This is a genomic window from Azospirillum sp. UENF 111221 (assembly GCF_058780625.1).
The window spans coordinates 634,321-660,949 of the sequence record NZ_JBSNCH010000002.1; the positions used below are offsets into that span (position 1 = coordinate 634,321).

Genomic DNA, 26,629 nt, shown 5'->3' on the forward strand with positions numbered 1-26,629 from the left:
GCCCCATAAGCACAGTAGAAAAGCTGTCCCTTACGCCGCGTGGTCGGTGATGAAGCCGGTGGCGGTGCCCAGGTTGGCGTTGTCGTGGGTCAGGTGCAGCAGGAAGTTCTCCGTGCCGTCGTTGGTGTTGGTGCCGTTGATGTGGACGGACACCGTCTTGGTGGTCTCGCCCGGCTGGAAGGTCAGGCTGCCATGGGCGGCGGTGTAGTCGGTGCCGGCCTTGGCGGTGCCGTCCTCGGTCGCGTACTCGATGGTGGTGGCGGTGGTGACCGCCTTGGCCAGCTGCACGGTGAACACCGCCTCGTCGCTGCCGGCGACGGTGCCGGAGTTGCCCGAGTTGGCGGCCAGACCGGCCTTGATGATGTTCATCTTGGTCGGATCGACGGTCTTGTAGTCGTTCTCCAGCAGGCCGCCGACGTCGCCCGATTCCGGGGTCCAGGCCCAGTAGGTCCAGTTCATGCCCTGCTGGCCGGCCGCCAGGTCGCTTTTGCCGTCCAGGTTCCAGTCGCCGTTCATGTACTTGATCAGCGTGCTGGCCCAGGTCTGCTCGGCGGCGCTGGTCATCTGGCCGCCGAACTCGCCGACCAGGATCGGGGCGATGTTGTTCTTGTAGATGTAGCCCCACATGCTGTCGTACTGGGCCGGCAGGTTGTCCGGATAGCTCGGATCCGACAGCCAGCTGAACTGCCCGACGCTCTGGCCGTAGGCGTGCGGCGAATAGACCAGCTTGTTGGGGGTGTCGAACTCGATGGGATGGTCCTTCACGCCGGCCAGCGTGCTGCTCCACTCCGTGCCCTCGACCAGCAGCAGCCAGTCCTTGTTGACGGTCTGGATCGAGTTGCCGATGCGCTCGGCCGCCGCGGCCCAGTCGGTGGCCTGGTTGCCGTCACCCCAGGTGGCGGACACGCTCGGCTCGTTGTGCAGGTCGGCGCCGATCACCGCCTTGTTGCCGGCATAATGCTCGGCCAGCATCTTCCAGTTTTCGATGACCTTCGATTCGGGGTTGTTGGCGGTGTACCACAGCCCGCTCTCGTTGGTGCCGGCGCCGCCGTCGTTGCGGTGGTGGTCGAGGATCACCTTGATGCCGCTCTTGCCGGCATAATCGATGACCTTGTCATAGACCTCCAGCCGGGTCAGGCCCTTCAGGTCCGGGTTCTTGGAATAGTCGATGCCGTTGGTGACCGCGGTGCTGTCGAACATGTCGTCGGCCCAGGTCAGGCGGATGACGTTGAAGCCCAGGTCCTTCATGCTGTCGATGTGGTGCTGGTAGCTGTCCGCCCACAGGCCCGACGGCACGTAGTTGTAGCCCTCGCCGCCGAACCAGTTGACGCCGGTCAGGCGGACGTTGTTGCCGCTCTCGTCGACGATCTGGTTGCCGTTGGTGTGCAGGAAGCCGTTGATCGAGCTGCTGCTCTGCACCATGCCCGGATCGGCCACCGTGACGTTGCCGACCTTCAGCGACAGCGAGGCGTCACCGCCCGCCGAACCGCCGGTGGAGCCGCCCGTCGCGCCGCCGGTGGCGGTGCCGCCCTTGCCGGCGTCGGTGGAGCCCCCCGTCGAACCGCCCGCCGAGCCGGTGGAGGCGGCGAAATGGCTGGCATCCAGCTTGGCAGTCAGCGTGGCGTCCCAATAGAGGTCGCTGGTGGCGCCCAGGTCGGCGCCGTCGATGGTGCGGTGGACCGACATGGCGGCGTCGGTGGCCGCCACGGTCTTGCCGTCGACGCTGACGCTGTGGACGAACAGGTTGCGGTCGGTGCCGTCGATGACGGCGTCGTTGTCGTACTTCACCTCGACCGAATGGGCGGTGCCCTGGGCCAGATCGGCGGTGAACTTGTAATCCTTGGCTTCCGAGCTGGTGGCCGTGCCTTCGCCGATCTGCTTGCCGTCGACCAGCACGGTGAAGTGCGCGCCGATGCCGCCCGCCTCGCTGCCGGCGGCGTTCACGGTGATGACGTTCTGCGCGGTGCCGGCGGCCGGAGCGGCAGGGGCGGCGGGAGCGGCGGTCTGGCCGCCGCCATAGTAGTTGGCGGGGGTGCTGAAGGTCAGCGCGCCGTCCCACCACATGGCTTCCTGGCCGGCCTGCGTCGGCGCCGGGGCGGCATCGTCATAGCGTTCGTAGATGGCGTCGGTCGGCTTCAGCGTGTGGCCGTTGACCTCGATCGACTGGACGTAGAGGTCGCGATTGGCGCTGTTCGCGGTGTCGTTGTCGTAAACGACCTGAATCTTGTGCGCCGTGTTGGCTGCAAGGTCGGCGGTGAAGCTGTATGCCTTCGACGAGGCGTCGGCCGCATTGGCCGAACCGACCTCCTGACCATCCACCAGCAGCTTGAAATGCGCCGCGACGCCATCCTGGGACTGGCCGTAGGCGTTGACGACAATCTTGCTCGGCGAGGTGGTCGTGCTCATGACTTCGATCCTATGTCCGTTGCGTTGAAGCCATGCTGGGGCTTCAATGGTTAACGAAACCTTTCCAAATCCGGTTAACTTTTCTCGAACCTTGTGGCAAATTTGGCCCAGATCGTCACAAGCCCGGTCAAGGCCCCCGCAACAGGCCGGCGAACTATATCCCATCATGGTCACAGGATTTGCGATCCTGTACACAGTCTTCTTTTGAAATAGCCAATATCCACTTTGAATCACATCATATTGGAAAGTTGATCTCGAAAGACATAGACGGATTCACTCGGGGACACAACCATAATCGCGCATCATTCTTTCAAAAATTCCGCGGGATGATGCCAGATGTAAGCCGGATATACTGATCCATCCGGGGACTGGATTGATAGAAACCTAGCACGCAGAATTACAGCCACCGGGGTAAGACGAATTCGCATCAGACCTTTTTCACCCGCAAAAAAGTTAATGCTCGTGAGACCACAGCGGCCTGCGGGCAAAGCGTTAAGAGATTTTTTATAAGCTTATATTCCTTTTGGACAGCAACGACCGGTCAGCCGCATGCCGGCCGCGAGTGCGGACCGGCTCAGGGGACGCCGTCCGGAATAGCCGGGATGAGGGCGGCAGCCTGACGTTCCCGGGCGCATCCGCTCCTGGACAGTTCCTCCTTCACCGTCGCCCTGTCCGTCCCGCTGCGGTTCTGGCTCATCTTCCGCTTGGCGTCGATCCGGGCGATGGGCAGCCGCACACCGACGATGCCGCGCAACTGCGCGTCGACGAAGTCGGGCGGGGCATCGCCGACGGCCCAGGGCTGCGGGCGCGAGGACTCGTGACGGTCGGTCAGCCGCGTGACGACATCGAGCAGCCGGTCGGCATCCTCGAAGAACTCGACCGGGCCATAGGCGTGGACCGCGACGTAATTCCAGGTCGGAACGACCTTTCCGTCCCGGCTCTTGCCCTCGTACCAGGACGGGGTGACATAGGCGTCCGGCCCCATGAAGATCGCCAGGGCCTCCGCCACCGGCGTCTCCCTCCATTGAGAATTCGCTTTCGCCACATGCCCGTAGAGCGTGCCCATCCCGCCCTCGTCGGCAGCGAGGAACAGGGGCAGGGGAGTACACAGCAGCCCGCCGGCCGTGGTCGTCACCAGATTGGCGAGCCCGACGGCCCGCATCGTCTCATGGATGAAGGGCAGATCGGTTTCGCGGAACGCGGCTGGGATATACATGCAGGCCTCTTGGTCAAGCTGGAGTTCGGGATGGAGTTTCCGTGAAAACTGGCCCACACTGAACAGCCAGTTCTGATCTTTTTGACCGGTCCAGTCGATGCCCACGCTTCCGCAGCCGGATGGGGTCAGGACCATCGCGTCCCGAATCGTCGACGCGATCAGGGCCCAGATCGCCAACGCCGTTTATCCGCCCGGCTCGCGCCTGCCGTCGTCGCGCGCTCTCGCCGCCGACCTCGGCGTGTCCCGCGCGACGGTTACGGCCGCCTATGAACAACTCGCCGCCGAGGGCTATCTGGAGGTGAGGCAGGGCGCAAGGCCACAGGTGCCGAAGGGCCTGAAACTGGATGGCCTGAGCCCGAATGACCTGAAACCCGACGGGCTGAAAACGGAACGGCCGGTGCCACCGGACACCGGCGCGCCACCACCCCGGCTTTCGGAGTTCGGGCGCCGGCTGGCCGGCCTTCCCATGCAGCATCTCCCCGGCCCCGATGCGCCCGTCATCGACTTCCGCTATGGCGAACTCGCCGCGTCGGACTTCCCGACCCTCACCTGGAAGCGGGCCGTCGACGCCGCCATCCTGTGCCGTCCATCCCGCCTGCGCTATGGCGATCCGTCCGGCTCGCCCGAACTCCGCTCGGCCCTGCAAGCCTATCTTTGGCGGGCCCGGGGGCTGCGCTGCGATCCCGACCAGATCATCGTGGTGAACGGATCGCAGCAGGGTCTCGACCTGAGCGTGCGGCTTCTGCTCGATCCCGGAGAGCCGGCGATCATCGAGAATCCGTGCTATGCGGCGGCCCGGGACATCCTCACCGCCACCGGCGCGCGGCTGATCCCGCAGATGGTGGATCGGGAAGGCATGCGCACGGAGCGGCTGCCGCCCGCCCGTCTGGCCTATGTGACGCCGTCGCACCAGTTCCCGCTCGGCAGCGTCATGACCATCAGCCGCCGCCAGGATCTGCTGGCCTGGGCGCGGGCCTGCGGGGCCACTGTCATCGAGGACGACTATGACGGCGAACACCGCTTCGACGTCGCCCCCATCCCCACCCTGCAAACCCTGGATAGAGCCAGAAGCGTCATCTATCTTGGCACGGTGTCGAAGACGCTCTCGCCGGCCTTGCGGCTCGGCTATCTCGTGGTTCCGCGGCCGTTGATCCAGTCCTTCCGCGCGGCGAAGCGGCTGGCGGACCGCCACACGCCGGCCCTGGAGCAGAGCGCCCTGACGGAACTGCTCGCCAGCGGCGCCTATGAACGGCACGTCCGGCGGGTGCGGCGGCGCAACGGCGAACGGCGCGCCGCTCTGCTGGCAGCCTTGCGGACAAGGTTCGGCGATGGGGTCAGGGTGGACGGCGCCGAGGCCGGGCTGCATGTCGTCGCCTGGCTCACCCGCTTTCCGCTGGAGCGGGAGGCCATGATCGTGTCGGCGGCACGGGCGGCGGGTGTGGGCGTCTACCCCATCACCCCGCTCTACGACACGTCAGCCCTTTCCGGCCGACCGGATTCCGACCGTCCGCACCATCCCGGTCTGGTGATCGGCTATGCCGGCCTGGATGGCCGTGAGATCGCCCAGGGTATCGAAAGGCTGGGCGCCGCCCTCGAAATCTTGGCCTGAACCCTGGTCGAACGGTCTCCACACTCCCACAACTCCGGCCGATGAGGGCGCGCCGGTCAGCGCGCCTCGACCATGCCGATGAACTGCGCCAGTTCCGGCGTGGCCGGCCGGTCGAACAGCTCGGCCGGCGGTCCCTGTTCGGCGATGCGGCCGCCATGCATGAAGACCAGCCGGTCGCAGACCTCGCGGGCGAAGCGCATCTCGTGCGTCACCAGGATCAGCGTCATGCCCTCCTCGGCCAGCTTGCGCACCACCCCCAGCACCTCGGCCACCAGCTCAGGGTCGAGGGCGGAAGTGATCTCGTCGCACAGCAGAACCTTGGGCGCCATCGCCAGCGACCGCGCGATGGCGACGCGCTGCTGCTGGCCGCCCGACAGCTGCGACGGATAGGCGTCGAACTTGTGGCCCAGCCCGACCTTGGCCAGCGCCGATTCCGCGGCGGCGCGGGTGGCGGCCTTGTCCTGCTTCTTCACCACCTTCAGCGCCAGCATCACATTCTCGCCGGCGGTCAGATGGGGGAACAGGTTGAACTGCTGGAACACCATGCCGACCTTCTGGCGCAGCGCGCGCAGGTCGATCTGGCCGGGATCGACGCATTCGCCGTCAACCTCGATGACGCCGCCGTCGATGCGCTCCAGCCCGTTGATGCTGCGCAGAAGCGTGCTCTTGCCCGATCCGCTGCGGCCGATCATGGCGACGACCTGTCCCTCCTCGACCGCCATGTCGACGCCCTTCAGCACCTCCACCGGGCCGAAGGATTTGCGGATGGCCGACAGCTTCACCAGGGGCCGGACGGTGGCGGACGTGTTAACGGGCGACATTGAGCTTCCTTTCCAGCGCCTTGGCCGACAGCGACAGCGGGTAGCACAGGGCGAAATAGATCAGCCCGACCAGCCCATAGACCAGGAAGGGCTGGAAGGTGGCGTTGGTGATCATGGTCCCGGCCTTCGTCACCTCGACGAAGCCGATGATCGAGGTCACCGCAGTGCCCTTCACCACCTGCACCGAGAAGCCGACGGTCGGCGGCACGGCGATGCGCAGGGCCTGCGGCAGGATGACGTGGCGCATCTGCTCAGGGAATGTCATGGCGAGGCTGGCCGAGGCCTCCCACTGGCCCTTCGGCACCGCCTCGACGCAGCCGCGCCAGATCTCGGCGAGATAGGCGGCGGTGAACAAAGTCAGCGCGACGGCGGCCGAGGTCCAGGCCGAGGTCTCGATGCCGATCAGCGGCAGGGCGAAGAAGACGATGAACAGCTGCATCAGCAGCGGCGTGCCCTGGAACACCTCGATGAACAGCTTCGCCGCGATGCGCAGCGGCGGCACCGGCGACACGCGGGCGACCAGCAGCAGCAGCCCGGCGATCCCGCCGGAGACGAAGGCGATCAGCGACAGCAGCACCGTCCAGCGCGCCGCCAGCAGCAGGTTGGACAGGATGTCCCACAGGGTGAAGTTAAGCACGCGACACCCCCTTGGCGAACATCCGCTGCCCCATCAGGCTGAAGATCCAGCGCAACCCCACCGCCAGCGCCAGATACAGCGCGGTCGCCAGGAAATAGACCTCGAAGGGCCGGAAATTGCGGGATTGGATGAAGTTGGCGGCGAAGCTCAGCTCCTCCGCCGCGATCTGCGAGCAGACCGACGAGCCCAGCATGACGATGACGATCTGGCTGGTCAGCGCCGGCCAGATCTTCGCCATCGCCGGCCCCAGCACGACGTAACGGAAGATCTGCGGCCCGGTCATGCCCAGGCTGGCCCCGGCCTCGATCTGGCCCTTCGGCGTCGCCTCGATGCCGGCGCGGATGATCTCGGTCGAATAGGCGCCGAGATTGATCACCATCGCCAGCACCGCCGCCTGCCATTCCGCCAGCCGGATGCCCAGCGAGGGCAGCCCGAAGAAGATGAAGAACAGCTGGACCAGGAAGGGCGTGTTGCGGATCAACTCGACATAGGCGCCGACGACGACCGCCAGCGGCTTGACGCTGGAGGTCCGTGCCGCCGCCCCGCCGATGCCGAGCGCCACCCCCAGCACCGTGCTGACCGCGGTCAGCGCCACGGTGGTCGCCACCCCGTCCACCAGCACGGGCGTGTAGTCCAGCAGGGACGAGAAATCGAAACTGTAGGCCATGATACGGTCCCGTGCCGGTGGAAGGGTCAGGCGATCACAGAATCCTTCGGCAGCGGCGCGTGCAGCCACTTCTTGGCGATGTCGTTCAGCGAGCCGTCGTCCTTCGCCTTGGCGATGATGGCGTTGACCTTCTCCAGCAGCGGCCCCTCGTTCTTGTTCAGCCCGACGAAGCAGGGGGAATTCTTGACCAGGAACTTCAGGATCGGCTGGCGCGGCGGGTTGCGCTCGAAGATGGCGGCGGCGACCACGTTGCCGGTGGCGACCAGCTGCACCTGCCCCGACAGGAAGGCGGAGATGGTGCCGTTGTTGTCCTCGTAACGGCGGACGGTCACCTTGTCCGACACGATCTTCGACAGCTCGATGTCCTCGACCGAGCCGCGGGTGACGCCGACGGTCTTGCCGTCCAGATCCTCGACCTTCTCGGCCTTGATGTCGTCGGGGCCGAAGACGCCGTTGTAGAAGGGGGCGTAGGCGGTGGAGAAGTCGATGACCTTCTCGCGCTCCGCATTCTTGCCCAGGCTGGAGATCACCAGATCGACCTTGCCGGTGGTCAGGTAGGGGATGCGGTTGGTGCTGGTCACCGGCACCAGCTCCACCTTGGCGCCCATCTCCTTGGCGATCAGGGTGGCGGCGTCGATGTCGTAGCCGACCGGCTTCAGGTCGGTGCCGACCGAGCCGAAGGGCGGGAAGTCCTGCGGGACGGCGACGCGCAGCACCTTTTCCTTGGCGATGCGCTCAAGCGCGTCGGCTTTTGCATGGGTCGGGGCAAGACCGCCGGCCAGAACCGCCGTGGCAAGGCCGAGAGCACCCAGAATCTTCGCGAACCGCATGGCACCTGATCTCCGAACCGAAAGACGATGACCCTCCTTTTCAAACCATGTGCCACTTTCGTCCTACGCATTCAGGTGTGCCGCAAAGGCGCGGGAATGTTACGCTTATCCCGCCAACGCAAGGAGACGTTACAAATGTAACACCGCTTTGGTTGCAGCCCCGGAATCCATTTTTTGTGCAAATGCCGAAGCCCAGAGGCGATCAGCCCATGAAACAGGCAATTCACGCCGCACAGGCCCCGGATGGTCCGGAGGCAGGCGAACCGTCGCTGACCGCCCGCATCCGCGACCGCTATGGCGACCTCAGCCCTATGGAGCGACAGCTCGCCGATGTGATCCTCGCCTGTCCGGGCGAGCTGTCGGGCTATTCGGCGACCGAGCTGGCCGGCCGGGCCGGCGTGTCGAAGATGACGGTGTCGCGTCTGGTCCGCCGGCTCGGCTATGCCGGCTTCGAGGCGGCGCGTCTGGCCGCCCGGCGCGGCGGCGACTGGGGCTCGCCGCTGTTCCTGCTGCCGCCCGGCGGCCCGGCCTCCGCATCGTCGGCGGTCTCCGACGGCGATCCGGCGCCGCTCGACGCGCATTTCCGGCGCAGCGCAGAGGCGCTCGCCGCCACCGCCCGCCAGACCGACCCGGCGATGCTGGCGCGGGCGGCCCGCGCGCTCGCCGACGCCCGGCGCATCTGGGTCTGCGGCGCCCGCAACAGCGCCTTCCTGGCCGGCTATGCCCGCTGGCAGTTCATCCAGGTCCGCGGCGAGGTCCACCAGCTGGCGGCAACCGGCGAGACGATGGCGGAGACGCTGGCCGATCTGGAGCCCGGCGATCTCAATCCGGGCGACCTGCTGTTCCTGGTCGGCATCCGCCGCCGTCCGCCGGCCATCGTCCGCCTGCTGCGCATCGCGGGGGAGCGCGGCATCCCCACCATCCTGATCGCCGACAGCCATTCAGCCCTGGAGGCCCCGCCGCCGCCGCTGACCTTCCGCTGCGAGACGCGCAGCCTCGCCGCCCTCGACACCCATGTCGCCGCCCTGGCGGTGATCCACGCGCTCGCCGCCGAGCTGATCCCGCTGACCGGCGAGGCCGGCCGCGCCCGCATCCGCGCCATCGAGGATCTGCATGACCGGCTTGGCGAATTGTGAGTCTGTTGCCCCGGCTGCGGTCGGATAGCATCCACCGGAGACGCGTTTCACGGTCGGGAGCAGGGCGATGGCTTGGTTGCGGTGGGACCGCGGCCGCCAGGAGAATGGCGGCAGGGACTATTTCAAGATGCTGCTGGCCCGTTCGGCCCGGCTGCGCTTCGACTGCTATCTGCTGCGCTATCCGACGACCAGCGGCCTGGACGAGCATGTCGACCCGGCACCCGACGGCTTCGAGCACCACCGCGTCAACATCATCCTGCGCCAGCCGGCGTCGGGCGGCCTGTTCCTGTGCGACGAGGCGATCGTCGACCGGCCCCGCATCAAGTATTTCCGCCCGGACCTCCATCCGCACCGCGTGACCGAGGGGGTCGGCGAGCGGCTGGTCCTGTCCTTCGGCTGGCTGCGCAAAGCGCCCAGCACAGGAAAGAATGCCGAAATATAATTTCCGTTGAAGGAATGATCATTATTCGACCTGCTTCGTCATTGTACTCCCAAAAGGATTCCGGTTTCTCGTCGACTTTCCAACCCTGCGGAACCTGCTGTTTTCGCGAGGAACCTTTGCTGCCGGCATGATGTTCAAGGCGTGAAGAGTATCCGATATCCACAGTCCGGGATTGGTCATTTGCGATCCCGGACATCGGCGGCTCCAGTCTTTTGCGTCCCCTCCAGGCTTTAAGGACCTTGAGCATGATCACACAGCACGGTGCCTACTCATCGCCCGAAACGGGACCACGCCGCACGGTCCTTGCCACCGATGTGGAGGTGAGGCCGGGCGTCCACCGCCGCGTCTCCTGGGCCGGCGTCTTTGCCGGCGTCGTCCTGGCCCTGGCGATCCAGCTGCTGCTCAGCATGCTCGGGCTGGGCATCGGCATGACGGCCATCGACCCCGGCGCCGGGCGCGACGCTCTGCCGCAGGCCAGTTCCTTCGGGATCAGCGCCGGGCTGTGGTGGACGGTCAGCTATATGCTGGCGCTCGGCGTCGGCGGCTATGTCGCGGCCCGGCTCGCCGGGGTGCCGACCCGCGGCGACGGGCTGATCCACGGCCTGCTGACCTGGGCCTTCGCGCTGCTGATCAGCGCCTATCTCGTCACCACCACGCTGGGCAGCATCACCGGCGGCGCGTTCAACGCGCTGGGCAGCGCCACCTCGGGCGTCGCCCAGACGGTGAAGCAGGCGGTCCCCGAGGTCGCCCGCGCCTCCGGTGTGTCGGCCGAGGATCTGCGCCGGCAGGCCGAGGATCTGATGCGCCCGGCCGACCAGCAGCGCAGCGGCGAGGACGCCCGCACGCAGCTGCTCAGCGCCCTGACCAAGATGGCCGCCGGCGGTCCCGAGGCCGACCAGGCGCGCCAGCAGGCGGTCTCCATCGTCGCCCAGCAGGCCGGCATTCCCGAGGATCAGGCCCGCCAGCGTCTCCAGCAGCTTGAGCAGCAGTTCGGGTCGGCCAAGCAGCAGGCGGCCGAGACGGCGACCAACGCCGCCAAGGCGACCAGCAACACCCTGTCCGCCGCCGGCATCTGGGGCACCGTCGCCCTGCTGCTCGGCGCGCTGGCCGCCGCGATCGGCGGCCGCATCGGCACCCCGCGGCGCGACCGCCTCGTCGTCGCCGACTGATCTTCGGTAACGGCCGGCAAAGCCGGCGTTAGAGCATCCTTAACCACGGGAATGGCATGACCTCTCCGACTGGAGGCCTCATGTCGTTCCTGTGGTTCTGCACTTGCGCCTATCTGCTCGTCGGCATCGTCGGCCTGCTGGAGGCGGACATCCGGGTCAGGCCCGGCACTTCGCCGTCGGCGCTGCACATCGTCCGCTCGGCGCTTCTCTTCGCCCTGACCCATCCGGCCGATGCGGCGATGCGGTGGCTGCTGGCCAGGGCGCGCGGCTGACCGCGCTGCGGTGCCGCAGGGCGGCGGCCGCCCGCCGTTTCATCCCCCATCCCCTGCCTGCCGCCTTGCTTTCCGGCGCCAATCGCGACACCCTGGTATGGCACGCGAACGGCCGACGGGCTTCCCGAAGGGGTTGCCCGTCGCCGCCGTTCGTGCCGCTGACCAGTCACCCCGCCGTCCTCTCATGGTGGCCGCCCCGGCGGCGCACCGGACGGCCCAGCCAAAAGAGGACGGCCCCCGCGGCCGGAACCATATGCGCCGTCATCGCCGCGCCAAGATCGTCGCCACCGTCGGACCGGCCAGCAACTCGCCCGAGATGCTGAAGACCCTGTTCCTCGCCGGTGTCGACACCTTCCGGCTGAACTTCAGCCATGGCACCCACGACGACCACGCCAAGGTCCACCGCGCCATCCGCGAGCTGGAGGCCGAGGTCGGCCGCCCCATCGGCATCCTTCAGGATCTCCAGGGTCCGAAGATCCGCGTCGGCACCATCCGCGACGGCAAGATCGCCGTCACCACCGGCGAGCAGATCCGCTTCGTGCTCCAGGGGACCGACGGCGACAAGCGCTCCATCCCGCTGCCGCACCCGGAAATCTTCGCCGCCATCATGCCGGGCCACCATCTGCTGATCGACGACGGCCGCGTCCGCGTCGAGGTGACCGAACTGGGCGACGACTGGATCGAGGCGAAGGTCGTCGTCGGCGGCACCATCTCCAACCGCAAGGGCGTCAACCTGCCGGGCACCATCCTGGACCTGTCGCCGCTGACGGCCAAGGACCGCGCCGACCTCGCCTTCGGGCTGGAGCTGGGCGTCGACTGGGTCGCCATGTCCTTCGTGCAGAAGCCGGGCGACATCCTGGAAGGCCGCGGCCTGATCGGCGACCGCGCCGGCATCATGGCGAAGATCGAGAAGCCGCAGGCGCTGGAGAAGATCGACGACATCATCCGCCTGTCCGACGCGGTGATGGTGGCGCGCGGCGACCTCGGCGTCGAAATCCCGCACGAGGACGTGCCCGGCCGCCAGAAGGAGCTGGTGCGCGCCTGCCGCCTCGCGGTGAAGCCGGTGATCGTCGCCACCCAGATGCTCGATTCGATGGTCTCCGCCCCGACCCCGACACGGGCCGAGGCGTCGGACGTGGCGACCGCCATCTATGACGGCGCCGACGCGGTGATGCTGTCGGCCGAATCGGCGTCGGGCCAGTATCCGGTCGAGGCGGTGACGATGATGGACCGCATCATCCGCTCCACCGAGCAGCACAAGCTCTACCGCTCGCTGATCCAGGCGACCCATCCGGGCGAGGAGCACACGCCGCCCCACGCGGTGGCCGCCGCCGCCGCCGATCTGGCCGACACCCTGCATTCCTCGGCCATCGTCGCCTTCACCTCCAGCGGCACCACCGCGGCGCGCATCGCCCGCAAGCGGCCGGAGGTGCCGATCCTGGCGATCACCCCCGACACGGCGGTGTCGCGCCGGCTCTGCCTGCTGTGGGGCGCCCACAGCGTGCTGTCCGACGACATCCGCACCTACGAGGAGATGGTCGACCGCGCCATCGCCATCGGGCGCTCGGAGGAACTGGCCGGCAAGACCGGCACCCTGGTGGTCGTCGCCGGCATCCCCTTCGCCCAGGCCGGCACCACCAACAACCTGCGCGTCATCCACATGGACGGCAAGGCGTAAGGCCGAAGCGGAGCGGCGGCACCCCCGCCGCTCCGCCGGCTTTTACCGTTCCATCTTCGTCGACAGCACGATGGACGACATCGTCCGCTCGACCCCCGGCAGGCGGCCGATGGCGTCCAGTGCGGCGTCCATCGCGTCATGGGTTTCGGTGCCGACGGTGGCGCACAAATCGTATTGCCCGCTGATGCTGTGCAGCCGGAGGACCTCCGGCATCTTGCGCAGGGCATGCACGGCGCGGTCGGCCAGCCGGGCGTTCACGCTGATCATCACCAGCGCCGACACGCCGCGCCGCGGCGCCGGATCGCCCAGCTTCACGGTATAGCCGGAAATCACGCCCTGCCGCTCCAGCCGGGCGATGCGGTCCTGCACGGTCGAGCGCGACAGCCCCAGCGCCCGCCCGAGCGCCGCCGTGCTGGTGCGGGCATTCACCGTCAACAGATCGATCAGCCGCCGGTCGAAATCGTCCATCATGGTCCGTCACGGGGGAAGGCACGCACAATCCCCTCTCCCCCCGGGGAGAGGGTTAGGGTGAGGGGGGAGCATAGCGAGGATTCTCGGGATAGCCACGCAGTGCGTCCCCCTCACCCCGGCCCTCTCCCCAGGGGGGAGAGGGGGAATAGGCCCAGCCCCCCTTACCCCTCGCAGCCCGCCTGATAGCGCTTCATCGCCTCCCGGATGTCGTCCGGGATCGGCACGGCGGCGAAATCGTCCAGCGAGGTGGTGACCACGGTCAGGCTGCCCGACAGCCGGACCTGCCCCTCATGCTCGCCGTTGATGCGCAGCTGGAGGGAGCTGCGGCCCAGCCGTTCCAACAGGACGCCCAGCGTCAGCGTGTCGCCCATCCGGCTGGGAATGACGAAGTCGCATTCGGCATGCACGATGGGCAGGCCCAGCCGGCGCTGCAGGATCATCGTCGCATAGTCGATGTCCAGCCCCTGGGTGAACCAGTCCTCCACTGCCCCGTTGAACATGTCGAAATAGACCGGGAAATAGACGATGCCGGCCGGGTCGCAGTGGGAGAAGCGAATGGGCCGCTGCACCCGGAAACAGCCCGCCGGCAGGGGCCGGTGGCTGGCGTGGTCTTCGGCACGGCGCGTCCGCTCGCTGTACTCAGGCATCTCTCGGTCAATCCTTGTTCCGCTCCGGTCGCCTGACATATGGGGATGCCCGGTGCCTCGCGGTCGCCGCGTCTCGTTCCGGCGGCAAACAGTTGTAGCTATTCCAAACAATCCGGGAAAAGCACCTTTCGTTCAACGGCTTCCTTCATCAATAAGGGAAATCCGCAAGTTTCGTACCCAGCGCTGTTGCGGAAATGCTGCACTGCAATCACGACAACGGCCGCAACCGGCTCTCGGTCCGGATGTCCGCAATTTGTCGCGGATTCCGCTCTTTTTAGGGCAAACATCACACAAAGATCCCGCAACACCCCGCCATCCTGCGTCCCGCATCCGGGTTCAGGCCCAAAACGGACATCAGGCCCCGAAAGCCAGCCGCCCCAAGAGGCGGTCAAGGCTGGCGGGCACATCAGGCGAGGACACCGAACCGATGGCCACTTCCGCTACCAAGATCGTCGTGAACGCCCTGGGCAAGGCCGCAGGCGGCGTGAATGCCCATTTCACCCTGCTGGTCGACGGCCAGAAGGTGGGTGAAGGCACCGCCGGCACGACGGCGAAGGATTTCGTCTTCACGCCGGTGCTGACCAGCGACGTCGCGCACAAGGTGCAGATCAAGTACGACAACGACGCCGTCATCAACGGCCAGGACCGCAGCCTGACCGTCAACAGCATCTCGATCGGCGGCAAGACGATCGCGCCGACCGCCGGCATCGTCAGCTACGACAAGGGCGCGCTGGACGGCAAGGACGTCGTCGCCGGCCAGTCGAACCTGTGGTGGAACGGCACGCTGGTCGTCAACGCCGACAAGAGCTATTTCCCCACCGCCGTCACGGCGACGCCGGCCGCGGGCACGACGGCCAAGGACACCATCGTGGTGAACGCCTCCGGCACCCCGGCGGGCGGCGTCAACGCCCATTTCAAGGTGCTGGTCGACGGCAAGCAGATCGGCGAGGGCACCGCCGGCACCGCCGCCAAGGATTTCAGCTTCACCACCGACGTCGCCGACCGCGTCGCGCACAAGGTGCAGATCCAGTACGACAACGATGCGGTGATCAACGGCCAGGACCGCAGCCTGACCGTCAACAGCATCTCGATCAACGGCCACAAATACGCCGCGACCGACAGCGCCGTCACCTATGACAAGGGCGCGCTCGACGGCAAGGACGTGGTGGCCGGCCAGAAGGGCATGTGGTGGAACGGCACGCTGGTGGTGAACGCCCCGGCCTCCGATTTCCCGGCCGGCAGCACGACGACCCCGACCACCCCCACCACGCCGACGACTTCCACCACCCCGACCAACCCAACCCCGACCGGCCCGGCCTTCTACGTCGCCACCAACGGCAAGGACAGCTGGTCGGGCAAGCTGGCGGCGCCCAACGCCGACGGCACCGACGGTCCTTTCGCCAGCCTCGCCAAGGCGCAGGCGGCGATGCGCGCCGACCCCAACATCGACACCACCTACATCCGCGGCGGCGACTATCACCAGAGCGGCCTGTGGCTGGACAGCCGCGACAGCGGCGTGACCTTCGCCGGCTACGGCAGCGAGAAGGCGGTGATCCACGGCGGCTCCAACGCCAGCGTGTCCTTCGGCCTCGGCGGCGCCAAGAACGTCACCATCGAGGGGCTCAACTTCGCCGACGGCGTCGTCAGCGGCCATTACGTCTACGCCGACAACGCGTCCGGCCTGACCTTCTCCAACAACGTGGTCAAGGGCGGCGGCTACGGCATCACGGTGCAGAACAGCGCCAACAGCAAGGTCACCGGCAACCAGTTCGACAACACCGGTGCGGAGTCGATCTTCGTCAAGGCCGGCTCCAACGCCACGCTGGTCTCCGACAATCTGATCCGCCATCCGAACGCCGCCGACCGCGGCGACGCCGGCATCTGGATCAACGGCAGCTCCGACGTCAAGGTCACCCACAACCAGATCGAGAATTCGCCGGAGAAGGCCATCGCCGTCGGCTCGGTCCAGACGGACGGCAGCGACGCCGCCTACCGCGTGACCATCTCCTACAACAAGGTGATCAACGCCAACCTCGAGTCCAACGACGGCGGCGGCATCTACCTGATCAACCGCCAGCAGGATCTGGCCAACCACACCGTCATCAACAACGACGTGTCCGGCACCACCGCGACCAACCCGTCGAGCCAGGTGGCGAGCTGGGGCATCTATCTCGACGACTGGACCAGCGGCACCACGGTGAAGGGCAACGTCGTCCACGACAACATCGGCGGCGTCTTCCTGCATGGCGGCTGGAACAACACGGTCACCGAGAACGTGATCGCCGGCAACAGCGGCGCCCAGATCGGCCTCCAGCAGGATGTCGCCTGGAGCGGCTGGAAGGGCCACACGATGACCAGCAACGACATCTCGGGCAACGTCATCGACGTGCGCGAGGGCACGGCCGTCCACATCTACGGCCCGGCCAATGTCGGCAATCTCCACAACAACTTCTACAGCAGCCTGAACACCGCCGAGAAGGAGTTCGACGCCTGGCCGCAGGTGATGTCGAGCGGCGCCTGGGGCACGCTGGCGAACTGGCAGGCCGCCGGCTACGACAAGGGCTCGGTGATCCTGAACCCGGCCTTCGTCAATCCGGGTGCCGACGATTTCAGCCTGGCCTCGAACTCGCCGGTCTACGGCCTTGGCTTCGACCACATCGCCTACAGCGACATCGGCCTGTTGCACGCCTGATCCTGCTCCCCACCACAATATCCCCCTCTCCCCCCCGGGGAGAGGGTTAGGTCGGATCGACAATCACCTCAGCCAAATTGAGATGCTTGCGAGGCTGAGAAAGCCATTGAAGTGTATTTTCCTGCGGTCGTAGCGAGTGGCGAATTGCCTGAAGTGCTTGAGGCGGTTGAAACATCGCTCGATGCGGTTTCGATGTCTGTAGGCTTCGGCATCATGAGGAATGATGAGCTTGCGAGAGCGGTTGGAGGGGATGACGGCTTTGGCATTCATGGCGGCAATCGTCTCCCGCAAGGCATTGCTGTCATAGGCTTTGTCGGCGAGGACAGCGGCGCCGGACTGCCCTTCCAACAAGGCTTCGGCCTGAGTGATGTCGCCGACCTGTCCGGCGGTGACAATCAAGCGCAGAGGTCGGCCGAGCGCATCGGCCAGCATGTGGATCTTGGTGGTCAATCCTCCTCGGGAACGCCCCAGCGCCTGATCCTTGGCCCCCCTTTTCCGCTCGCCGCCTGCTGATGCGCACGCACGATCGTGCTATCGATCATCAGGTACTGGTTATCCCGGTCGGCAGTCAGCGCCTCGAACACCCGCTCCCAGACCCCGGCGTGGCACCAGCGGCTGAAACGGCGGTGGACCGTCTTCCACTTGCCATATCGTTCAGGCAGATCGCACCAGTGGGCGCCGGAACGGAGAACCCACAGGCAGCCATTGACGAACAGACGATTATCGCCACCCGAGCGGCCGGGATCGCCAACCTTGCCGGGCAGCAATCCTGAAATCCGTGCCCATTGGGAATCCGTCAGTTCGTAGCGTTTGATCCCCATCGACAGCTCCGCCTCAAAATAGCGGAAACCCATGAATCACAACTCAGTCCCGATGGGAACCATGAATGTCGATTGGGCCTAGGACAGCCAGCCTTCAAAGGGCGGTGCCAACCACAGCCATAGGAGAACGCCCGCCGCCAGCCAGAGGGCAACCATGACCGCAGCGGCGGCGACGCTGACCGGCTGGGCGGAACGGCGCGCCGCGGCGGCCCGGTGTTCGGCCAGAAGGTCCGGCGGGATCAGGCGGACGACCAACAGGATGCCAAGCGGCACGATCAGCAGGTCGTCCAGATAGCCCAGCACCGGGATGAAATCGGGGATCAGGTCGATCGGGCTCAGCGCATAGGCGGCGACCGCCATCGCCAGGACCCGGACGCCCCAGGGGGTGCGCGGGTCGCGCGCCGCCAGATAGACCGCCAGCACGTCGCGCTTGATCGCGCGCGCCCATCTCTTTGCCGCCGAAAGCATGATCTGTCCGGCCTATCCCGCCCGCTGAACGGCGGAGGACAGGGAGGGCGAGCCGGCGAGATGGTATCCCAGCCCCGACAGCCCGTGCAGACCGACGTAAAGCCCGACCGCCAGGATCAAAGCGCCGGAGACATAGGGGGCCTGACGGGCGATGCGGCCGAAGGCACCGGACCAGCGGCGCTCGGCATGGCGCATCCCCAGCGCCGCGACCACCCCGGCCGACATCAGGGTCAATGCCAGCCCGATGCTGAAGCACAGCACCAGCGCGCCGCCCAGGGCGACCTCCTTCAATTGCAGGCACAGCAGCAGGACGGTGATGGCGGCGGGGCAGGGGATCAGGCCGCCGGTCAGGCCGAACAGGACGATCTGGCCGGTGGTGACCGGCCGCCCGTCGAAGCGGCGGTGAATCTCCTCGGCATGCGCCCGCGCGTGCGCATCCTCCGGCTCGTCGTCATGACGGTGGTGACCATGGTGATGGCCGTGACCATGATCGTGGTGATGGTCATGATGGCGATGCGAATGTTGCTCCCGCCACGTCCGCACCATCATCCACAGCGCCACTCCGACGATCAGCACCGCCGAGGCGACCTGGAAATAGGGCTCGGTCGTCGCGGCGTCCCAGCCCTGGCCAAGGCGCAAGCCGGCAAGCGCCACCACCCAGACCACCAGCGTGTGCGAAACCGTCGCCGCCAGCCCCAGCAGGACCGCCTGCAACACCGTGCCGCGGATGGCGACGATGAAGGCGGCCATCATGGTCTTCGAATGGCCGGGCTCCAGCCCATGCAGGGCGCCCAGCAGGATGGCGCTGGGAACGAACAGCCAGGCCTGCCCGGCTCCCTGCTGCAACAGGGCGGCGAAATCCGGCATTCCAGCCCCCTCAGAGGTATTTGGTGATCGCCTTGAACTCGGCGATGGAGCGGCGGGACTCCTCCGGTCCGGCATCGACCGCGGCGTCCAGGCAATGGTCGAGATGGTCATGGATCAGCAGCTTCTTGGCCTCGCGCACGGCGCTTTCCACCGCGTGGAGCTGCTGCGCGATGTCCAGACAGGGACGCTCGGCCTCGATCATCTCGATGATGCCGCGCAGGTGACCGTCGGCGCGCTTCAGGCGCTTGACGATGTCGGGATGGGAATGGTGCTTGCTCATGCCCCGATCCTATCCCCCCGGAGGGGATAGAGTCAAAGACAAGGCTTGCCGGACCGGGATGGCGCTTGGGCCGCCATCCCGGTCCGGCAGGGAGGTCAGTGGCGGGCGAAGACCTGCGGGCCGCCGGCGGCGCCGAACAGCATGACCTGATAGGGCTGGCCGCTGGCCATATCCATGCCGGGGGCGTCCTGCGGCATGCCGGGGACCGCCAGCCCGCGGGCCTGCGGCCGTTCGGCCAGCAGCCGCGTTACGTCCTCGGCCGGCACATGGCCTTCCAGCACATAGCCACCGACCCGCGCCGTGTGGCAGGAGGCGAGATCGTCCGGCACGCCGGCCATCCGCTTCATCGGCGTCACGTCGTCGACGACATGGACGGTGACGTCGAAGCCGGCCGCGCGCATGTGCCGCACCCAGCCTTCGCAGCATTCGCAGCTCGCCGCCTTCCAGACCTCCACCGCCGCGTTGCCGGCGGGCACGGCGGCGCGGACCATGCCCGGCAGCCCCACGGACCCGAGGCCGAGCGCCAGGACGGCGAGCGCCGCCCCCTGCATCATCGTCCGCCGTGTCATGTTCATAGAATTTCTCCTAATAGAATCAATGTATTGTCCATCACTCTCACGGGCGGACGGACAGAAGGCGCAGGGCGTTGGCGGTGACCAGCACGGTGGCACCGGTGTCCGCCAGGATCGCGGGCCACAGCCCGGTGACACCAAGCACGGTGGTAAGCAGGAAGACCGCCTTCAAGCCCAGGGCCAGTGCGATGTTTTGACGTATATTGGCCATGGTGCGGCGGGACAGCGCCACCATGGCGGCCACGTCGCCGACCCGGCCGTGCAGGATGGCGGCGTCGGCCGTCTCCAGCGCCACGTCGGTGCCGCCGCCCATCGCGATGCCGACATCGGCGGCGGCGAGCGCCGGGGCGTCGTTGATGCCGTCGCCGACCTTCGCCACCCGCTGCCCCCGGGCCTGGAGGTCGCGGACGATGCGCAGCTTGTCGTCCGGCAGCAGTTCGGCATGCGCCGCCATGCCAAGCATCCCGGCGACCGCCCCGGCGGTGCGGGCATTGTCACCCGTCACCATCAGCGAGCGGATGCCGGCGCGCTCCAGCGCCTCGATCCCGCTGCGGGCATCGGGGCGCGGCTCGTCGCGCATGGCGATCAGTCCGGCGGGGATACCGTCGACCAGCAGGACCGAGACCGTCTTGCCCGCCTCGGCGAAGGCGGCGGCCTGGTCCGCCGGTGCCGCACCCAGCGACGATGCCGCAGCCTGGGGCGACAGCAGGGCCAGCAGGCGGCCATCCACTTTGCCGGTCAGGCCGGCACCGGGAAGGGCGGTGACCTCGCCTGCCGCTGGCGGGGCGATGCCGCGTTCGGCCGCCGCGGCCAGGATGGCGCGGGCCAGCGGATGGCTCGATCCGGCTTCCAGCGCCGCGGCATCGGCCAGCAGTTCCGCCTCGCTGCCCTGCAAGGGGATCAGGTCGGTGACGCGGGGCTTGCCTTCCGTCAGGGTGCCGGTCTTGTCGAAGGCGACGGTGGTGATGCGGCCCAGCGCCTCCAGCACGGCGCCGCCCTTCAGCAGCAGCCCGCGCCGGGCGCCGTTCGACAGGCCGGCGGCGATGGCCGCCGGGGTGGAGATCACCAGCGCGCAGGGGCAGCCGATCAGCAGCACCGCCAGGGCGCGGTAGATCCACTCCGTCCAGTCGCCGCCGGAAAGCAGCGGCGGTACCACGGCGACCAGCGCCGCCACCCCGACGATGCCCGGCGTGTAGACGCGGGCGAAGCGGTCGATCAGCCGCTCGGTCGGGGCCTTGCTCGCCTGCGCCTCCTCCACCAGCCGGACGATGCGGGCGATGGTGTTGTCGCGCGCCGCGGCGGTGACGCGGACGCGCAACGCGCCGTCGGCGTTGATGGTGCCGGCGAAGACCTCGTCGCCTTCGGCCTTCGGCTTCGGCACGCTTTCGCCGGTGACGGGGGATTCGTCGACCGCGCTGCGGCCGGACAGCACGACACCGTCGGCCGCCACCCGGTCGCCCGGCCGCACCAGGATGACCGAGCCCACCGCCAGCCCGGCGGCGGGAACGGAGTGCGGGGCGGCGTCGTCCTGTTCCAGCAACGCCGTGTCGGGGACCAGTGCGGTCAGGCCGCGGATGCCGGCCTGCGCCCGGCCGGCCGCCACCCCCTCCAGCAGTTCGCCGACCAAAAAGAGGACCAGGACCGTCGCCGCCTCCTCCACCGCGCCGATCAGCAGCGCGCCGATGGCGGCGACCGTCATCAGCATCTCGATGGAGAAGGGCGTTCCGGCCCGTGCCGCCGCCAGGGCGCGGCGGGCGACCGGAACGAGCCCGACCAGCAGCGCCAGCGGGAAGGCCCAGGGCTCCGCCGCCGGCACCAGCAGTCCCAGCGCCGTCGCGGCGGCCAGGGCCGCGCCGGCCGCCAGGGTCAGCCGAGCCTTGCGTCCCCGCCACCAGGGCGCTTCGGACGCATCGTCGTGGCCATGGGAATGGTTGTGGGAATGGCTGTGGGAGGGCCCATGGGAATGATCATGGGAGTGAGCGTGAGAATGCGGCTGGGCCTCGGCCCCGCAGCAGCCCCCGCCGCGGCTTGACGGTCCGGCCTCCACCACCGGATCGGCAGGGGTGGCGCCGTAACCAAGCGCCGTCAGTGGACGGACCACCGCATCAGCACCCAGCATGTTCTCGTGCGAGACGGTCACCGTCCCGGCGGGCACCGACACCCGCACCTCATGGATCCCCGGCACCCGGCGCAGCGCCGTCTCGATCTTGGCGGCGCAGGAGCCGCAGTCCATGCCGGACACCCGGTAGCGGCTGGTGCGCAGGGCGGTAGCGGCCTGCGTCCCGGCCGGAGGATCGGGAAAGGAATCGGAAATCGGTCCGTGCATGGAAGACGCTCCTCGATCATGGCCGTTGCCGGCAGCTCTTCCAAAGCCTGAGATCCTCCAGTGACTGGAGGATCAAGAGGGAAATGCCGACCATGTCCAGCCTGCCCGCCACCCCGCCATCCCCCCTGACCATCGGGGCGCTCGCCAAGCAGACCGGCGTGAAGATCCCGACCATCCGCTATTACGAGAGCATCGGCCTGCTGCCGGAAGCGCCGCGCACCGACAGCAACCGGCGCACTTACGACGGCGGGTCGGTCCGCCGCCTGCGCTTCATCCGCCATGCCCGTGAGCTGGGGTTCGAGGTGGAGGCGATCCGCCAACTGCTGGCCATGGCCGATGATCCGGGCCAGCCCTGCCGGGACGCCGACCTGCTGGCCCGCACCCATCTGGCCGAGATCGAGTCCCGGATCGCCCGGCTGGAAGCCCTGCGCGACGAGGTGCGGCGGATGGTGGAGGGCTGCGCCCAGGATCAGGTGCGCAGCTGCCACGTGATCGAGGTGCTGGCCGACCACGCCCACTGCCTGCATGACCGGCATTGAAGTTTGCCGGCACTGAAACCCTGACTGCGCTGAAACCCTGACTGCGCTGAAAACCCTGGCCGGGACGAAGCACCGCAGCGGGGGGAGGCACCCTATGACCTGGAACCGGTTGCCCGGCGGGCCACGGGGTTTATAGTCAAGCTCATGCAGTGTCGAAACCTTCCGTAACTCCGGCAGGCGCCACAAGGTGGCCTGCAAGGGGGATCGGATCGCATGGCGACGATAAAGGGAGCAGGCTCAAGCATGAGTGGGGGAGCGGCGGCAAAGGCGGACCGGAAGCGGGCGTCATGCTGCGGCTTCTGAAGGAAAGCCGCCCGCTCCAGCGCATCGGGGCGCTCGGCATCGGCCTGCTGGCGGTTCTGTGCGGCGGCACGGCGATGGTCCTGGACCGGCTGCATGGCGAGACGGTGACCGAGGCGATGCTGGGCCTGCGAACGCTCAACGCCTCGCTGGCCGAGCAGACGGCGCGCACCATCGAAGGGATCGACCTGACCGTCAGCGGGATCGCCGACCAGATCCCGCTTGAGAACCGGCGCAGCGCCGAAGCCTTCAACCGGCTGCGGACGGACCGGCAGGTTCATGAAATCCTGAAGGCCAAGGCGTCCGGCCTGCCGCAGCTGGAGGCGCTGAGCCTGATCGCCGCCGACGGCACCCTGGTCAATTTCACCCGCCGGTTCCCGGCCCCGGCGCTCGACCTGTCCCGGCGCGACTATTATCTGGCGCTCAAGGATGCCGATCCGGGACGCGCCTACCTCAGCCGGCCGACGCAGAGCCTGGTCACCCGGGACTGGACGCTCTACATCGCGCGGCGCGTGAACGACCCGGACGGCGGGCTGGCCGGGCTGGTGGTCGGGGTCATCCGCCTGTCCTATTTCGAGCAGTTCTACCGCAGCCTTCATGTGACGCCGGGCAGCGGCTTCAGCCTGTGGTGGCGCGACGGCATGCTGCTGGCGCGCTTCCCGCCAACACCGGACAGGATCGGAACTGTCGCCACCGAACCGATCATCGACAGTCAGCTCTCCCAGTCCGGCATCGCCACAGCCACCCTGAAAAGTTCGATCGACGGCGAGGAGCGCATCCTGTCGGTCCAGCAGTTGCGCAACTACCCGCTGGTCGTCGCGGTCAGCCGGACGCGCGGGGAAATTCTGGCGCGCTGGGAGAGTCAGGCGGTCGTCATCGCCGCCGCCGGGCTGGTCAGCGCGGTGGCGCTCGCCCTGATGCTGTGGGCGATGGCCCGCCAGTTCCTGGCCTACGAGACCGCCAACCGCGCGCTCGGCGAGCGGCGGCAGGCGGTGGAGGCCCGCGACGAGGCGGAGGAGCATGTCCGCCAATTGCAGAAGATGGAGGCGTTGGGCCAGCTGACCGGCGGCGTCGCCCACGACTTCAACAACCTGCTCCAGGCGGTGCGCTCCAGCCTGCACATGCTGGAGGCCGGCGGCGAACTGCGCGGGGCGGAAAGCCGCCGGGCGCTGGAGATCGCAAGCCAGGCGGTCGACCGCGGCGCCACCCTGACCCAGCATCTGCTGGCCTTCGCCCGCCGTCAGCGGCTGGCCCCGGCGCCGGTCGATCTCGGCACCCAGGTGGCGGGGATGGCGACGCTGCTGGAACGCACGCTGGGCGGCGCCATCCGCATCCGCATCGACCGCGACGCCGATGTGCCGCCGGCGCTGGTCGATCCCCACCAGTTCGACATCGCCCTGCTGAACCTCGCCATCAACGCCCGCGACGCCATGCCGGACGGCGGCACCCTGACCATTACCGTCACCAGCCTGCCGGTTGGGATTGCGTGCGAGGAGGCTTCCCCCGCCCTCACGCCCGGCGGCTATGTCGCCGTGACCGTGCGCGACAGCGGGTCGGGCATGCCGCCCGACATTCTGGCGCGGGCCTGCGAACCCTTCTTCACCACCAAGCCGGTCGGGCAGGGCAGCGGGCTGGGGCTGAGCATGGTGCATGGCCTGACCGCCCAGTCAGGCGGCGGCATCCGGCTGGAAAGCCATCCCGGCCTGGGCACCGCGGTGACGCTGTACCTGCCCCACGCTCCGGTGGAAAGCCCAGCAGAAGCCAGGCCAGAAATCAGGCCGGGAAGCAGGGTGGATGCGACCGGCGGCCCGGCGGCCTCCACCGGAACCGACCCCCTGCCCGTGCCGTCCGCCGCCCTGCGCATCCTGCTGGTCGAGGACGACGCCCTGGTCCGCATGGCGAATGCCGCGGCGCTGGACGAGGCCGGCCTCATGGTGTCGGAGGCCGCCGGCGGCGAGGAGGCCCTGGCTTTGCTGGAAGCGGACGAGGGCATCGGCGTGCTGGTCACCGACTTCGCCATGCCCGGCATGACCGGCGCCGACCTGACCCGCCTCGTCCGTCGTCACCGCCCCGGCCTGCCGGTCCTGATCGTCACCGGCTATGCCGAAAAGGCGGTGCTGCAGGATCTGGGGCGCGAGCCCGGCATCCGCATCTTGTCCAAGCCCATTCCGCCATCGGCCCTGATCGGGCACATCATGACGGCATTGCAGGACTCCCGCGCCGGTATCGGGTGCTGAGCCGGGTGCCGAGATCGCACACCGGCGTCAGGTGTCCTTCAGGCAAGCCCCCACATGGGTGAAGCGGAAGCGCGCATCGATCGGCACATCGGGAAAGGGCAGCCCATGGCCGTCATGGGCGCTGTCATGCACGAGGCAGCAGCCCTCGATCAGCGGCCAGACGACCCGGCCAAGGAAGCGCTGGTCCCGCAAGCGTCCGTCTTCAGCGCGGGCGGCAACCTCCACCAGAGGAGCCATCGGCGGCAGAATGCCGGCCCGCCCGCCCCACATGCCGGCCAGCATCAGATCGGTGTGCATGATGTGGTCGCGCATGACATGGAAGGGGAGGCCGGAGGCCAGCCAGGCATCCACTGCGGCCCGCTCCCGGCTGTTCAAACGGGAATCGGCGTCGCGGCACAGGAAATGGCTGACCGTCGGATCGTCGGAGACGAGGAAGCGCCAGAACAGGCCGCGCACCGGTCCGCTGCCCGCGTCCATGGCGACCAGTTCCGCCCCCGCCGCGGCCAGCTCGCCGAGAACGGATGCCGGCACGGACTTGTCATGGTGGATGCGGCAGGTCCAGCCCGGATAGAACTCGGCCGCAAGCCGGACATTCTCCAGCGCGCCCTGCATGTACAGGGATGCGGAGCCCCACAGGCTGAAACTGATGATCCGCCGCGTCCGGCCGTCCTGCGAAGCTGCGGGAACCGGCGCCACTCCGACGCCCTGCCGCCCCTTCCGCGCCGCTTTCGCCTTCCGCGTCAGGACCGCACAGGCTTCGCTTGCCGCCTCCGCCATCCGCCCGCAGTGGAAAAGCGTCGCGACGAGGTATTCCTGCGTATCCAGATGATCGGGGACGAGGGTCCCGGCACACCGGAAGGCGGTCGCCGCCTCCGCCATCCGCCCGGCATTGCAGGCGGCGACCCCGGAATTGTACCAGACGAGGTGCGAGGACGGGGACAGCGCCAGGACGGCGCGGTAAGCCGCCAAGGCGGCCTCCCAGTCCTGCCGGTCGAAGCGGGCATCCGCCAGCCCGGTGCGGATGCGGAGATCGCCGGGACGCAAACGCGACGCCTCGGCGAAGGCCGCCTCGGTGGCGGTCGGATCGCGGCCGTCCAGGCAACGTGCGCCATGATCCAGCAGCAGGCCGGACAGCAGCTCGGCAGCCTGCGGCGCGCCCAGGACATGCGCCCGCCGGTAGGCGTGCATCGCGTCCCCGGTGCGGCCGGCGGCACGCAGCAGATTGCCGTAATTGAGGAGATACTCCGCGGAGTCCGGCCGCCGGGCCACGGCTCCGGCGACCCGGGCCAGTCCCTCCTCCAGGCGCCCGGTCTGGCCCAGCAGGATACCGGACAGATGAAGCGCGTCCGGATAGTCCGGCTCGGCCTCCAGCACACGGGCATAGAGGGTTTCCGCCTCGGCAAACCGTCCTGCGGCGTGCAGATCAAACGCCAGAAGAGTCGCTTCGGAGAGGGTGGCCATCGCTCCCTACATAGCCGAGAACAGGCCCCCGATCCAAAGCGAAATCCAAAGACGCCGTCCGCGGC

General features: G+C 67.9%; 23 protein-coding genes and 1 pseudogene. 9 read left to right on the plus strand and 15 right to left on the minus strand.

Annotation, left to right across the window (positions count from 1 at the left end; translation table 11 throughout):
* Window positions 1-30 precede the first annotated feature (30 nt).
* Window positions 31-2,406, minus strand: a complete 2,376-nt coding sequence (locus ACWPN3_RS07505) for a cellulase family glycosylhydrolase (protein WP_492243783.1) — start codon at window positions 2,404-2,406, stop codon at window positions 31-33.
* Window positions 2,407-2,980: 574 nt separating this feature from the next.
* On the minus strand, window positions 2,981-3,622 hold the full coding sequence (locus tag ACWPN3_RS07510) for an FMN-binding negative transcriptional regulator (protein WP_492243782.1): 642 nt from the start codon (window positions 3,620-3,622) through the stop codon (window positions 2,981-2,983).
* A gap of 97 nt (window positions 3,623-3,719) precedes the next feature.
* On the opposite strand from ACWPN3_RS07510, the gene pdxR reads away from it, so the two are divergent.
* Window positions 3,720-5,231, plus strand: a complete 1,512-nt coding sequence (gene pdxR, locus ACWPN3_RS07515) for a MocR-like pyridoxine biosynthesis transcription factor PdxR (protein ID WP_492243781.1) — start codon at window positions 3,720-3,722, stop codon at window positions 5,229-5,231.
* Window positions 5,232-5,287: 56 nt separating this feature from the next.
* Here pdxR and ACWPN3_RS07520 read toward each other — a convergent pair whose 3' ends face one another.
* The 4 genes from ACWPN3_RS07520 to ACWPN3_RS07535 are packed head-to-tail and all read right to left on the minus strand — an operon-like array spanning window position 5,288 to window position 8,186.
* Window positions 5,288-6,052: an amino acid ABC transporter ATP-binding protein gene (locus tag ACWPN3_RS07520; protein ID WP_492243780.1), complete on the minus strand. Its 765-nt coding sequence runs from the start codon at window positions 6,050-6,052 to the stop codon at window positions 5,288-5,290.
* Complete coding sequence (locus tag ACWPN3_RS07525) at window positions 6,039-6,689, minus strand: amino acid ABC transporter permease (protein ID WP_455180616.1); 651 nt, start codon at window positions 6,687-6,689, stop codon at window positions 6,039-6,041. The genes ACWPN3_RS07520 and ACWPN3_RS07525 overlap by 14 nt, the downstream gene beginning before the upstream one ends.
* On the minus strand, window positions 6,682-7,356 hold the full coding sequence (locus tag ACWPN3_RS07530) for an amino acid ABC transporter permease (protein ID WP_098735605.1): 675 nt from the start codon (window positions 7,354-7,356) through the stop codon (window positions 6,682-6,684). The genes ACWPN3_RS07525 and ACWPN3_RS07530 overlap by 8 nt, the downstream gene beginning before the upstream one ends.
* 26 nt (window positions 7,357-7,382) lie before the next feature.
* Window positions 7,383-8,186, minus strand: a complete 804-nt coding sequence (locus tag ACWPN3_RS07535; protein ID WP_492243779.1) for a transporter substrate-binding domain-containing protein — start codon at window positions 8,184-8,186, stop codon at window positions 7,383-7,385.
* A gap of 209 nt (window positions 8,187-8,395) precedes the next feature.
* Here ACWPN3_RS07535 and ACWPN3_RS07540 point away from each other — a divergent pair, with 209 nt between their 5' ends.
* The 5 genes from ACWPN3_RS07540 (at window position 8,396) to pyk (ending at window position 12,883) form a co-directional block, all read left to right on the plus strand.
* Entirely contained in the window at window positions 8,396-9,322 is a 927-nt protein-coding gene (locus tag ACWPN3_RS07540) for a MurR/RpiR family transcriptional regulator (protein ID WP_492243778.1), read from the plus strand.
* Between the two features lie 67 nt (window positions 9,323-9,389).
* Window positions 9,390-9,764, plus strand: coding sequence for a hypothetical protein (locus tag ACWPN3_RS07545; protein WP_492243777.1), 375 nt, complete (start codon window positions 9,390-9,392; stop codon window positions 9,762-9,764).
* A gap of 245 nt (window positions 9,765-10,009) precedes the next feature.
* Window positions 10,010-10,933, plus strand: coding sequence for a hypothetical protein (locus tag ACWPN3_RS07550; RefSeq protein ID WP_492243776.1), 924 nt, complete (start codon window positions 10,010-10,012; stop codon window positions 10,931-10,933).
* An 80-nt stretch (window positions 10,934-11,013) separates the two neighbouring features.
* A complete protein-coding gene (locus tag ACWPN3_RS07555; RefSeq protein ID WP_109449302.1) occupies window positions 11,014-11,205 on the plus strand; it encodes a hypothetical protein in 192 nt (63 codons plus the stop codon).
* Between the two features lie 253 nt (window positions 11,206-11,458).
* Entirely contained in the window at window positions 11,459-12,883 is a 1,425-nt protein-coding gene (gene pyk / locus ACWPN3_RS07560; RefSeq protein WP_109449300.1) for a pyruvate kinase, read from the plus strand.
* A gap of 42 nt (window positions 12,884-12,925) precedes the next feature.
* Here pyk and ACWPN3_RS07565 read toward each other — a convergent pair whose 3' ends face one another.
* Both ACWPN3_RS07565 and ACWPN3_RS07570 read right to left on the minus strand, forming a co-directional pair.
* Window positions 12,926-13,354: an Lrp/AsnC family transcriptional regulator gene (locus ACWPN3_RS07565; RefSeq protein ID WP_247873144.1), complete on the minus strand. Its 429-nt coding sequence runs from the start codon at window positions 13,352-13,354 to the stop codon at window positions 12,926-12,928.
* Window positions 13,355-13,515: 161 nt separating this feature from the next.
* On the minus strand, window positions 13,516-14,001 hold the full coding sequence (locus tag ACWPN3_RS07570) for an acyl-CoA thioesterase (RefSeq protein WP_247873143.1): 486 nt from the start codon (window positions 13,999-14,001) through the stop codon (window positions 13,516-13,518).
* A 427-nt stretch (window positions 14,002-14,428) separates the two neighbouring features.
* On the opposite strand from ACWPN3_RS07570, the gene ACWPN3_RS07575 reads away from it, so the two are divergent.
* The gene (locus ACWPN3_RS07575; RefSeq protein ID WP_492261206.1) at window positions 14,429-16,693 is read left to right on the plus strand and encodes a carbohydrate-binding domain-containing protein; all 2,265 of its coding nucleotides are present in this window, start codon (window positions 14,429-14,431) and stop codon (window positions 16,691-16,693) included.
* Window positions 16,694-16,756: 63 nt separating this feature from the next.
* On the opposite strand, the gene ACWPN3_RS07580 is transcribed toward ACWPN3_RS07575, so the two are convergent.
* From ACWPN3_RS07580 to ACWPN3_RS07605, 6 genes and pseudogenes are all read right to left on the minus strand, one after another.
* Window positions 16,757-17,514 (minus strand): IS5 family transposase gene (locus ACWPN3_RS07580; protein WP_492261249.1). Its coding sequence is split into 2 segments (ribosomal slippage): window positions 16,757-17,190 and window positions 17,190-17,514, totalling 759 coding nucleotides; the frame shifts between segments, so codons are not numbered across the junction.
* Between the two features lie 141 nt (window positions 17,515-17,655).
* Window positions 17,656-17,970, minus strand: a pseudogene (locus ACWPN3_RS07585) (YkvA family protein); the annotation flags it as partial.
* Window positions 17,971-17,994: 24 nt separating this feature from the next.
* A complete protein-coding gene (locus tag ACWPN3_RS07590) occupies window positions 17,995-18,849 on the minus strand; it encodes a nickel/cobalt efflux transporter (RefSeq protein ID WP_492243509.1) in 855 nt (284 codons plus the stop codon).
* Window positions 18,850-18,859: 10 nt separating this feature from the next.
* Window positions 18,860-19,129, minus strand: a complete 270-nt coding sequence (locus tag ACWPN3_RS07595) for a metal-sensing transcriptional repressor (protein WP_109095250.1) — start codon at window positions 19,127-19,129, stop codon at window positions 18,860-18,862.
* A 95-nt stretch (window positions 19,130-19,224) separates the two neighbouring features.
* Complete coding sequence (locus tag ACWPN3_RS07600; protein ID WP_109095249.1) at window positions 19,225-19,704, minus strand: DUF411 domain-containing protein; 480 nt, start codon at window positions 19,702-19,704, stop codon at window positions 19,225-19,227.
* Between the two features lie 40 nt (window positions 19,705-19,744).
* Window positions 19,745-22,027, minus strand: a complete 2,283-nt coding sequence (locus tag ACWPN3_RS07605) for a heavy metal translocating P-type ATPase (protein WP_492243508.1) — start codon at window positions 22,025-22,027, stop codon at window positions 19,745-19,747.
* 92 nt (window positions 22,028-22,119) lie between these two features.
* Here ACWPN3_RS07605 and ACWPN3_RS07610 point away from each other — a divergent pair, with 92 nt between their 5' ends.
* Both ACWPN3_RS07610 and ACWPN3_RS07615 read left to right on the plus strand, forming a co-directional pair.
* Entirely contained in the window at window positions 22,120-22,566 is a 447-nt protein-coding gene (locus tag ACWPN3_RS07610) for a MerR family transcriptional regulator (RefSeq protein WP_492243507.1), read from the plus strand.
* Window positions 22,567-22,853: 287 nt separating this feature from the next.
* Window positions 22,854-25,103 carry a hybrid sensor histidine kinase/response regulator gene (locus ACWPN3_RS07615; RefSeq protein ID WP_492243506.1) on the plus strand — a complete coding sequence of 750 codons (2,250 nt, stop codon included), beginning with the start codon at window positions 22,854-22,856 and terminating at the stop codon, window positions 25,101-25,103.
* Window positions 25,104-25,130: 27 nt separating this feature from the next.
* On the opposite strand, the gene ACWPN3_RS07620 is transcribed toward ACWPN3_RS07615, so the two are convergent.
* Window positions 25,131-26,564: a tetratricopeptide repeat protein gene (locus tag ACWPN3_RS07620; protein WP_492243505.1), complete on the minus strand. Its 1,434-nt coding sequence runs from the start codon at window positions 26,562-26,564 to the stop codon at window positions 25,131-25,133.
* Window positions 26,565-26,629 lie beyond the last annotated feature (65 nt).